The organism is Rhodobacter sp. NTK016B, from assembly GCF_017303295.1.
Classification (GTDB): domain Bacteria; phylum Pseudomonadota; class Alphaproteobacteria; order Rhodobacterales; family Rhodobacteraceae; genus Pararhodobacter.
This window is the reverse complement of the sequence record NZ_JAFKOK010000033.1, coordinates 1-10,187: the sequence shown is the minus strand read 5'-3', so window position 1 is coordinate 10,187 and position 10,187 is coordinate 1. Positions and strand designations below refer to the sequence as shown.

Below are 10,187 nucleotides of genomic sequence, written 5' to 3'. Positions count from 1 at the left end.
CTCCGTTCTCCGTTCTCCGTTCTCCGTTCTCCGTTCTCCGTTCTCCGTTCTCCGTTCGCGCGGAGCGTCGATTTCTCGGGGGGCGGGGCGCTATCGTGCGATGTCGCTCAGAACAGCGTTACCGCATCGGGCTTGGCGCTCCGGGGCGGAGCGACCGGCGGCGGCGGCGGGGCCACGATGGCGGCGTCCATCGCGCCACTGACATGGATGATCCGGGCCTTGCCCGTTACCGGGTGAAAATTGATCCTTCGGGCATCGGTGCCGCCAAGATCCTGCGCGCGAACCGGAAAATCCTCGGCCCGCAGGTAACGCAGGGCGAATTCGGCGTTTTTCGGACCGATGTCACCGAAGCGCCCGCTCATGCGGGATCCTCCGAACACCTTGGCCTGCAGGGTCGTTCGGCTCGCCCCGCTTTTGAGCAGATTGTTGATCAGCAGCTCCATCGCGTTAGCCCCATATTTGAGACTCGTCGCTTCGCCTTCGCGGGCGTCGGCCAAAAGATAATGGTTCATGCCGCCAATCCGCGCTTCAGGGTCATACAGGCACACCGAAACGCAGGACCCGAGCACCGTCGAGAGCACGAGTTCGGGGTCGGATGAGACGAGAAATTCGCCGCGAATGACCGGCACTGTTCGGGTTCTGTAGCCTTCGGGCCAGTTCTGGAATTGCTGTTTCACACTTTCACCCTTTGCCTGGCATTCAGTATTGCGGAGCCGATCGCCGAAAGGGGGAGCTCATGTTCGACAGCGCCGATCTGTACGGCGTGACCGGGCATGCCATAGACAACAGATGTTGCCCTGTCCTGGGCGATCGTGCGGGCCCCTGCCTGTCGCAAGGCCAGTAGCCCGTCCGCTCCGTCTCGTCCCATCCCCGTCAGCAACGCCGCCGTGACTCGGCTGGCAAGCGGTAGGGCCGAGCGGAACAGCGCGTCGACGGAGGGTCTGTGCCCTGAAATTCTCGCGCCCGACTGCAAGTTGCAAGCATGAGGCGCGCGGGCCGACAGCACGAGGTGTTGATCGGCCCCGGGCGCCAGCAGTATCGTACCGGGCTTCGGGACATCGCCATCACGCGCTTCGCGGACTTGGGCTGCGGCGTGGCGATCAAGAAGCCGCGCGAGCCCCGCGCTGTACGAAGCACCCGTATGCTGCACGATGAGCGTGGGGGGGCAATCGGCCGGGAAGACGTCGAGTATGGTCAGAAGCGCGTCGATCCCGCCGGTTGACGAGCCGATCAGGATCAGACGCTGATCACTTTCCTTGCCGACCGAGCGCAAGAGACCTGCAGAGGCACGTGGCGGCGGGGTGGTCCCCGCTCCGACCGCTCGATTGAGAAGGGCCAGAACGGCCTCGTCGGACTGGTCGAGATCAACGAGGCGCTCAGTGCTGAGAGCACCGGGGCGCGTGGCGCGACCCGCGCCGCGCTGCGCGAGCCAGGCGACGCCGAGGGTGCGGAAAAGCAGGTCCATCATCTCGAATTCAGGACGTTCCATCAGCGCCGCCGCGAGGATCACGAGCTGCGGGGGACGATGCTCGACCGCATTGAAGGTTTGCGTCAGGTCGCTGCACACATCCGTCACCGAGATCCCGCGAAGCGTTGTCAGCCGCTGTGCTGAGCGACGGAGCTGCGTCTTGTCTGGATCCGCAAGAATCACCCGCATGTTAGCGCCTCCGCTTCATGGTACTTTGGTCAAAAATCGTGCCAACGGCCGGAATTAGCGGCGATCTCGATCATGTCGTCGCTCTCGCTTTCAGGCACTGTCTCAGTCTCCTCGAATTCCGCTTGCCAGGCTTTGGCCGTGTCGACCGGCACTGCCGGAAGCGCGAAGTCTGTCGTGGGCAAGGGCTCGGGCAAGGTTTGCGTGCTTTCCTCTGCGGCGAACAACGTCACGTCTGCTGATGCGGGCGCGCCGGAGGCGGTGCGGAACTGTCCGATGCGTTGATCGAGCGCTTCGGATTCGTGGCGTAGGGTGGTCGATGCGGCCGTCACCTCTTCGACCATGGCGGCGTTCTGCTGAGTGACCTGATCGAGCTGCGATACACCGATATTGATCTCGTTCAGGCCTGCGCTCTGCTCGCGCGCACCGGTGGCGATGGTTCCGATCAGGGCGTCGATATTACCGACTCGTTCGATGATCATCGTCAGGGTGTCGCCAGCCCGTCCGACGAGATTGACGCCGGTCTCGACCTGTTCGGTGCTGCTGGTAATAAGAGTCTTGATCTGTCTCGCCGCGTCCGAGGTGCGCTGAGCAAGCGCGCGCACTTCCGAAGCGACCACCGCGAAGCCGCGACCGGCATCGCCCGCGCGCGCGGCTTCGACCCCGGCATTCAGTGCCAGCAGATTGGTCTGAAAGGCGATGTCGTCGATGACGCCGATAATCTGCGAAATCTCGCTCGACGACTTTCGGATCAGGGACATTGCTGAGACCGCTTCGGACACGACATGCCCGCTTTGCTCGGCTTCCTTGCGGGCATCCGCGACGACATCTTCGACTTCGGATGCGCTGTCGGCCGCAGCACGCACGCTGGCTGTCAGTTCGTCGAGCGCGGCTGCCGTTTCCTCGAGCGTGGCGGCCTGACTCTCGGTGCGATGCGACAAGTCATCCGACGACGCGCTGATCTCTTCGGCGCGCGCGCGGATTTCGGCTGCATTAGTCGAGATTGCGTGGATCAGCCGCTCCATAGTTTCGACCGTTGCGTTAAAATCAACGCGCAAGCTGTCGTAATCTTCAGAGAATGCCTGATCGAGCCGGAGGTCCAGACGACCGCTGGAAAGATCGCGCAGTCCGCGCCGCAATTCGGCGACGACGTGCGATTGCTCGCCGCGTGCGTCCTCTTGAGCTATTCGGTTGCCGCGGGCATCGATCAGCTGGTCGCGGAAAGAAGCCAGCGCGCGGGAAAGACCGCCGATCTCGTCTCGCCGTTCGATGCCGGTAATCGGGGATTCATAATCCTCGGCGGCGACGCGAGTCATGGATTGTGCGAAAGCGTTGAGTGGCTTCGTAATCGACCGGGCGACCAGATAGCTCGCGGCCAAAGAAATCAGCACGCAGAGGACGATAAAGACCGCTGCTCGATTCACGAAACCCGTTAGTGCGGCGTAATTGGCTGCGTGATCAAGCTCAACCACCACGGCCATCGGAAAGCCATGGGTCTCAAAGCTGTGCACGGCAGCGTCCACCAGCGTGCCATCAAGGCCTTCGGTGCGAGGGAAGAACGCGGTCTCTCCGCTGCGTCCGGCGGTGACCTGGGGCAGATCGGGCAGTGGATCGAGCAAATTGAAGGCCCCGCCCAGCCGCGGCGTGCTGCGCAGCCGACCGTCGCCGGCGAGAAGGTACAGGTTGTCTGTGTCACCCAGTCCTGTCGCTTCTTCGAGCGCAGTTTCGGCGGCGTCGAAGGATAGCCGGATCGCGACCACGCCGAGCGTGGGGCCGGACGGATTCTGCGGGTCAACCATTCGCCGCGCAATAAACACCGCAGGCGTGGTACTGCCGATCGCGGAAAGTTCGACATCCGAGCCGATGTTCCGGGGTTCGGAAGAAGCGAGCGCCTCACGCCAGACACCAGCGAGCGGTCCGTCGGCGTTTTGCTCTGCGCCGAGAGAAATCGCGAAATCCGGTCCTTTTTCAATGGAATAGATGACCTCTCCCTCGGGCGTGATCAGCAACAGATCCTGATAGCCAAAGAGATCGCGGTGATGGGTTAGAAACTCGTGAAATTGCGCATGGACGACGTCATAGGCAGGGCGGGCGGCGTCATCGCCAGGCTGGCCGGGATACTCCGCGCGGATATCTTCAAGCCAACCGGGCGCCTGCAACGTCAGCGCTTGAGAGAAAGCCTGCATGGCGGCCGGCGCGAGGTTGCCTTGCGCGAGATCGGCAGTGGCCCGATGCATCGAGCCGAGCCATTGGGTAAAGCTCCTGCGCGACTGGTCTGAGGTATCGCGCGCGAGGTCCTCGACGCGTTGCTGAATCTCGGACCGGAACAAAGAGTAGTAGATCGCGCTTGACGCGCCGAGGATCGCCACAAGCGCTACCACGATAAGGATCGGCAGCCGCAGGCTGATTTTGGTGTTCGCAACGAACTTATACATGCGCCTTCCTCATGCCCGGCTCTGAGCGGCATTTCGGGCCGCGCGGAGTGTTTTTGCTTTTCGATCGGTCATAGTGGCACCTAAAAGAGTTCGATCATGGGACTGGTGCCCTGGTTGGGCAGGGGTTTGCCTTCGACCGCAGCCATGAAGCGCCGGCGATTGCGTTCCAGCAGGAGGCCGGCGAGGGGGAGAGAGTTCTCGGACATCAGTCCGGGCGGCAAGTCCTTGGCCAATTGCTGGGTAACGTGCTCAAGATCTTGCAGAATTTGCACCGCGAGGTCGAAGTCCTGTGCCGCCCGCCGGGTCTCTGGCGTCGTCGGCGCGACAATCATCGACGCTTCGTAGCGCAATAGCATCTGGCGTATTTCCTCGAGCGCGTCGGAAAGCGACGCGAGCAAGGGAGGGATCGGAAGTGGGGCCGATAGGCTCATAGTTTTCCCACGACGGCTTCGATCGAGGCTTTCAGGCTAGGCGTGGTAAACGGTTTCTTGATCAGGTTGTTCAGGCCGAGCTTCACACCGCGTTCGAGGATTTCCTGACTGGGCGAGCCGGTGATCAGGATAAAGCCGATCTTCGCGGTCATTTTGTTGGCACGCAGCTTTTCGAGGAGATCGAGCCCGCTCATCCCCGGCATGTTGTAGTCGCTGATGACCAGATGTGCGGGATTCACGGCAAGGCGATTGAGCGCCTCGGCACCGGAGGTTTGGAAGTCGATATTCTTGATGCCGATTTCTTCGAGGCTTTGCGTCATCAGGCCCCGACTTACCGACATATCGTCAACGATCATGACTTTCAGAGCGTCTTTCAGAGCCATTGTGTGTCCGTTTCAGTTCTTCGCGATGGTCTTGCGGTAGGAGGTGATGCCGACGGGGTTGAGACCGATCTCGGGCGGGTTAGGGATACGTTCGGAATGGCCGATGAACAGCAGGCCATCCGGTGCCAGTATGTCTGAGAACCGTTCCCACAAGGTTTTTTGGGTGGCCTTGTCGAAATAGATCGCGACATTGCGGCACATGACGATCTGAAATTGCCCGGCAAAGGGCCACGGCTGGACGAGGTTGAGGCGCCGGAAGGTGATGAGCTTTTTGAGCCCCGGCCGGACATTGATGTCGCGCGCGTCCGGATCCTGTCCGGGATCGAAGACACGGTCCTTGAGCTGAGGCGTCGGGAAAGCGGCGGTTTTGGCTTCGTAGCGACCGGCTTGCGCGGTCTTCAGCACACCAAGGTCGATATCGGTTGCAAGGATCTTGACGTCGTAGCGCGCGGCATCGGGAAGCACGGCGATGAGCGACGCGGCGAGCGAATAGGGTTCTTGCCCCGACGAACAGCCTGCGGACCAGATGCGCAGCCGCTCGCCCGCTTTCGCTCGTGCAGCGAGACCCTTCGCGAGCTCGTCCTCGACCATCTCGAAATGGTGCAGCTCACGGTAGAAATGCGTCACATTGGTTGTCAGCGCCGAGACGAAATGCTCGCTCTCGGTTGCGTCGCCCGTCTCGATCACGGCGCAATAAGCCTTGAATTCCGTGAGGTTGAGCGCCTTGAGCCGGCGACCCAGTCGCGATCGGATAAGGGGTTTTTTCGCCGGGTCGAGATTGAGCCCCCAGCCCGCCTTGGCAATCCGGGCGATGCGCTGGAAATCGTCTTCGGAGAGCTGCGCCTCGCCGGTATCGAGGATAGGGGACCCTTCGATACTCATGCGGCTTCCTCGCCTTCATTGGCAAACAGCGCCGAAAGGTCGAGGACCCGAAGCATGACGTCTTCAACTGGCAGAAGCCCGGTGACATGGCTGGTGCCACCGTCGCGGCGCAGGGTCGGATTGGGGCGGATGGTCTCGCTGTTGACGGACAGGATTTCCGAAACGGAATCGACCAACAACCCCATGATGCGGCTGCCGATTGCGACTACCACAACGATATTGCGCGAGCCGATTTCGGTGGTTCCCAGTCCCAGACGGCCCGCAAGGTCGACAATCGGAATGACGGCGCCGCGCAGGTTCATCACGCCGAGCACGGAATCTTCCGAGAAGGGGAGCGCGGTGACCTGGCTCCAGCGGCGGATTTCGCGGATCGAGGTGATTTCCACGCAGAATCCCTGGCCCCCCGCTGAGAGGGAGACAAACTCAATGATGTTGCCGCGGTCAGTCGTGTCGTCGTCGGTCATGTCAGGCCTCCAGTTCGATGAGGGGTCGGTTTTTGCGTCGGGGGGAGACCAGCTCCACCAATGCCTCGGAATCGATGATCAAGGCGATCTTGCCATCGCCCAGGATCGTGGCGGCGGCGATCCCGTTGACGGCGCCGTAATTGCCTTCGAGACTCTTGATGACGACCTGACGCTGGTCTTGGATCGAATCGACAGCGACTGCGATGCTGGCGCCTCCGGCATCGAGCAGAACATAGGAGCGGTCGCGTTTCAGGGATCCGGCGCTGTGCATTCCGAAGGTCTTGGCCAGATCGACCACAGGGACATAGGCACCGCGCACTGAGAGAACGCGTTCGCCGCTGCCGATTTCGTGGATGTCGCTGCGGTTGGGGCGGACGGTTTCGACAACACTGGCCAAAGGCAGAACCATGGTTTCCTCGCCCACGCCGATCACCATGCCGTCGAGCACCGCGAGCGTCAGCGGAAGCGAAATCGTGAAGGTCGAGCCCTGCCCGTGGACGCTGGAAATGCCGACTTTGCCGCCGAGCGAGGCGATGGTGGTCTTGACCACATCCATGCCGACGCCGCGACCTGAAAGGTTGGTAATGCTGTCGGCGGTCGAAAAGCCGGGTGCGAAAAGGAGATTGTCGATTTCGGCCTCGGTAAGCTTGGCATCGGGAAGAACGAGGCCCTTGTCGAGTGCCTTGGCAAGGATGCGTTCCCGGTCGAGCCCGGCCCCATCATCGGCCACCTCGATCACGACATTGCCCGAGCGATGCGCGGCTGTGAGACGGACCTTGCCGAGTTCAGGCTTGCCGGCAGCGCGGCGCTTTTCGGCCGACTCGAGGCCGTGGTCGACGGAATTGCGCAGCATATGCGTCAACGGGTCGGCGAGGCGCTCAAGGATCGTCTTGTCGATTTCTGTCGTCTCGCCTTCGCTGATGAAATTAACCGGCTTTCCGGTAGCGTCGGCAGCTTCGCGGACGACCCGGCCCATGCGCTGGAACAGCGTTTTGACCGGCTGCGCGCGGATAGACATCACGCCTTCCTGAATCTCGCGCGCGAGATAGCGGTAATCGTCCAACGCGGCCATGATCTCGGAATCGTTGCCGACACCGCAGCTTTCGAGCTTCTGACTGATGACCGCATGGTTGATGATCAGTTCGCCCACGCTGTTGATCAGTCGGTCCACCCGCTCCGGGTCGACGCGTAGTGTGGTCTGGATCGGATTCGCGGCTTTGTTGGCGCCGCGCGGGGCAGGCGGGGACTTTTCGGTGGCGGGTGCGGGCGAGGCGGCGGGAACAGGCGCCGCGCTTACATTCGGGGAGGGCGTGACAGCGGGTGAGATATCTGGCCCCGGAAGCGTGTCCGCAGGGGTGTCTGGCTCGGCGGCGGGCGGTGCGACGCTCCAATCGGTAAGGTCTTCACCGGCCCCGACGGGGCGGATTTCGAGGTCGCACAGACCCGCAGCGAAGGCGAAAATGTCGTTCACCGCGTCTGCATCCGCGACACCGAGAAGGCGTAAGTGCCATGTGAGATAGGCACCGTCGAAGTCGAACGCGTCGAGGGGCGGGACGCTCTGGCTGTCGCAGCGCACGGAGAGGTCGCCCAGTTCGGCAAGCGCGCCGAGGAAGCGCTGCGGTTCGTGGCCGTTGACATAGAAGCTGGCGAGCGGCTTGAAGCTGATGACCAGGCCCGCGTCCGCTGCCGCGTCTGCGCCGGCAGGCGTGTCGTCTGCATCGCCGGGCACTTCGATCGGGAGAAGCGTGACAGGCGCGAACACGAAGTCAGGTTCGGGCGGCGCATCGGCGGAGACGGCTTTTGCCGTCGAGTCGAGTTCCGCGATCAGATCCCTGACCGGGTCGAGCGATGCCGCGCCTTCCTGCCGTGTGGTATCGACCAGCACCGCCAGCGCGTCCGAAGCGCGGGTGATGAGGCGCAGGATTTCAGGCGTGATGTCGAGCGCGTCCGACCGGATCAGGTCGAGCACGGTTTCGTAGGCATGGGTAAAGGTGACGAGGTCGGAATAGCCGAAAGCCCCAGACGCCCCCTTGATCGAATGCACGGCGCGAAAGATCGCGTGGATGGTTTCGCTGTCCCACTCGCCCGAGGCGAGCGCATCGAGCCCCTCGGTCAGGTGTTCGACCAGTTCCTCGCATTCGGCGAAGAAGGTTTCGCGCAGGGAATCGTTGCTCATCCCTTTTCGGCTCCCGTGACCAGCTTGAGGATGTCGACCAGCTGCCGGTCCTCGAATGGTTTGACGATCCATCCGGTGGCGCCGAGATTGCGGGCTTTTTCCTTGAAATCGTTGGAGTTCTCGGTCGTCAGCACAAGGATCGGCACCTTGCGGTTTGCCTCGCCCCCGCGGATGGCCGCGATTACGCCGAAGCCGTCGAGCTTGGGCATGTTGATATCGGTAATGACGGCATCGAACCGTGTGTTCTGAAAGGTCGATACCCCGTCTTCGCCATCCACGGCGGTCGTCACGTCGAACCCGGCATCCACCAGGGTTTGCGAGACCAGCTGGCGGATGGTGCGGGAATCATCGATGGCGAGGATCGTTTTCTCGGTCATGTCGGCGTCTCCGAAGTCAGGGAATCGGCATTCTGGGAATCGGCGCCCGACGGGTCCGAGAGGAGGGTGTCGAGGCCCAGCAGGATCAGGCTGTCGCGCGCGGCCTGCGAGACCTCGGCGAGGCGCAGCTCGGCGCCGGCGGCGCGCGCGGCACGACGCGCGGCGAGCAGAAGCTGCGCAACCTGGGCGGGGATCGGGCCCGCCGCTGAGGCATCGATAACGACCCCTTTGGCCGCGCTGGTCCGAAGCCCTTCGATCACGCCGAGAGGCGCATCGGTCCAGGCATCGGGATCGAGAACAAGGTGGTCTGGTGCGGAATCGGCCAAGGTGGCACCTTTCGGCTGCTGGAACGTCCTGGCCCAAGTGTTTCGCAGCCAACTCTTAAGAATGCGTTCCTTCCCGCCGGTCCTTTTTGACGTTCCTTTGCGCGGGTCTGGAACGGCGCTTCCGGCATGCGCCACCATGGTGCGCCGCCTGCATTCCGATGTCGGATTTCTCATGCAGGCGCGCGGGTGTCAGCGCTCAGGCCGCTTGATTTCCGGGGAAATTCTGGATCTCGGCGCTGTTTCGCAGCCCCAGTAGGTGAGGCAGCCTGCGCGCCCATCTGACCGCAAATTCCATGGCAGGCCGTGCCCTGCGCCGGGGATCGAAAGAGCCGCGCCGTATGAACGCGTTGGGGCGCGGGACGCGGCTGAAAACCATATTGCCGCGCGCGGAGATACGCCGCATTTCTTCGCCGACGAATCGCGCCGCTTGGCTACCGCTATTCTCTCACCGTCCGACGAATTCGAAGGAGAATTGACGCTGGGCACCGGGGGGTGGGGATGGGAAGGGGGCGGCGCGGCGGATGTGGTCGAGGGCGGCCTGATCGAGCTCGGCGCTGCCCGAGCGCCGCGCGAGGCTGGCCGAGGCGAGGCCACCATTGGCCGCGATAGTAAACGCCACGACGGCGCTGCCGCGCGCGCGGAGGCGGACCTGACGCACGCGCTGGATGCGGCGCATGACCTGACCGGGATAGTTGGACGCCGCCGCATTGCCGGGCGCGCTGGCTTGCGGCGCCGGGCTGGGCGCGCTTTGCGCCGCCGCGCCGGCGCTGCCATCCGAGGCCCCGCGCCTTGCGTTGCGGTCGCTGTCACCCGCGGCCTGCGCGTCGGCGGCCTGTTGGGCACGCTCGGCCTCGCGCTGCCGCTGGCGTTCGGCCTCGGCCTGGCGTCGGTCTTCGCGCTGTTGTTCGATCGCTGCGAAATCAGGGCGTTGCGGCGGGCGCGTGGTGCTGGCCTCGGCCTCGCGCACGGCGATGTCGGGGCGGGTCTCGGCAGTGATGGTTTCGGGCGCGACGCGTTGCGCGGGGGCAAAGCCCGAGGGCGCGGCGGGCTCGGGCGGCG

Annotated in this window: 11 protein-coding genes; all 11 read right to left on the bottom strand. The window is 63.3% G+C overall.

Annotated elements, in window-relative coordinates; genetic code table 11:
* Positions 1–107: 107 nt before the first annotated feature.
* Positions 108–677, bottom strand: coding sequence for a chemotaxis protein CheD (locus tag JI664_RS23435; RefSeq protein ID WP_207016212.1), 570 nt, complete (start codon positions 675–677; stop codon positions 108–110).
* Positions 674–1,657 (bottom strand): CheB methylesterase domain-containing protein, encoded by a 984-nt coding sequence (locus tag JI664_RS23430; RefSeq protein WP_207016211.1) that lies wholly within the window; start codon positions 1,655–1,657, stop codon positions 674–676. The genes JI664_RS23435 and JI664_RS23430 overlap by 4 nt, the downstream gene beginning before the upstream one ends.
* Positions 1,658–1,686: 29 nt before the next feature.
* Positions 1,687–4,089 (bottom strand): methyl-accepting chemotaxis protein, encoded by a 2,403-nt coding sequence (locus tag JI664_RS23425; RefSeq protein WP_207016210.1) that lies wholly within the window; start codon positions 4,087–4,089, stop codon positions 1,687–1,689.
* An 80-nt stretch (positions 4,090–4,169) separates the two neighbouring features.
* Positions 4,170–4,487 (bottom strand): hypothetical protein, encoded by a 318-nt coding sequence (locus tag JI664_RS23420; RefSeq protein WP_207016209.1) that lies wholly within the window; start codon positions 4,485–4,487, stop codon positions 4,170–4,172.
* Positions 4,488–4,516: 29 nt separating this feature from the next.
* Positions 4,517–4,903, bottom strand: a complete 387-nt coding sequence (locus tag JI664_RS23415) for a response regulator (protein WP_207016208.1) — start codon at positions 4,901–4,903, stop codon at positions 4,517–4,519.
* Between the two features lie 12 nt (positions 4,904–4,915).
* On the bottom strand, positions 4,916–5,785 hold the full coding sequence (locus JI664_RS23410; RefSeq protein ID WP_207016207.1) for a CheR family methyltransferase: 870 nt from the start codon (positions 5,783–5,785) through the stop codon (positions 4,916–4,918).
* Positions 5,782–6,249 carry a chemotaxis protein CheW gene (locus JI664_RS23405; protein WP_207016206.1) on the bottom strand — a complete coding sequence of 156 codons (468 nt, stop codon included), beginning with the start codon at positions 6,247–6,249 and terminating at the stop codon, positions 5,782–5,784. The genes JI664_RS23410 and JI664_RS23405 overlap by 4 nt, the downstream gene beginning before the upstream one ends.
* A gap of 1 nt (position 6,250) precedes the next feature.
* Positions 6,251–8,497 (bottom strand): chemotaxis protein CheA, encoded by a 2,247-nt coding sequence (locus JI664_RS23400; RefSeq protein ID WP_207016205.1) that lies wholly within the window; start codon positions 8,495–8,497, stop codon positions 6,251–6,253.
* On the bottom strand, positions 8,422–8,802 hold the full coding sequence (locus JI664_RS23395; protein WP_207016204.1) for a response regulator: 381 nt from the start codon (positions 8,800–8,802) through the stop codon (positions 8,422–8,424). The genes JI664_RS23400 and JI664_RS23395 overlap by 76 nt, the downstream gene beginning before the upstream one ends.
* Positions 8,799–9,128, bottom strand: a complete 330-nt coding sequence (locus JI664_RS23390) for an STAS domain-containing protein (RefSeq protein ID WP_207016203.1) — start codon at positions 9,126–9,128, stop codon at positions 8,799–8,801. Before JI664_RS23390 ends, JI664_RS23395 begins: the two co-directional genes overlap by 4 nt.
* A 445-nt stretch (positions 9,129–9,573) precedes the next feature.
* On the bottom strand, positions 9,574–10,187 hold a 614-nt coding region (locus JI664_RS23385; RefSeq protein WP_207016202.1), incomplete at its 5' end, for an energy transducer TonB family protein.

Excerpts from the sequence above, each read along its gene's own strand:
- JI664_RS23425 (WP_207016210.1), bottom strand. The coding sequence starts at position 4,089 with ATGTATAAGTTCGTTGCGAACACCAAAATCAGCCTGCGGCTGCCGATC.
- JI664_RS23415 (WP_207016208.1), bottom strand. The coding sequence starts at position 4,903 with ATGGCTCTGAAAGACGCTCTGAAAGTCATGATCGTTGACGATATGTCG.
- JI664_RS23410 (WP_207016207.1), bottom strand. The coding sequence starts at position 5,785 with ATGAGTATCGAAGGGTCCCCTATCCTCGATACCGGCGAGGCGCAGCTC.
- JI664_RS23430 (WP_207016211.1), bottom strand. The coding sequence starts at position 1,657 with ATGCGGGTGATTCTTGCGGATCCAGACAAGACGCAGCTCCGTCGCTCA.
- JI664_RS23405 (WP_207016206.1), bottom strand. The coding sequence starts at position 6,249 with ATGACCGACGACGACACGACTGACCGCGGCAACATCATTGAGTTTGTC.
- JI664_RS23395 (WP_207016204.1), bottom strand. The coding sequence starts at position 8,802 with ATGACCGAGAAAACGATCCTCGCCATCGATGATTCCCGCACCATCCGC.
- JI664_RS23400 (WP_207016205.1), bottom strand. The coding sequence starts at position 8,497 with ATGGATCGTCAAACCATTCGAGGACCGGCAGCTGGTCGACATCCTCAA.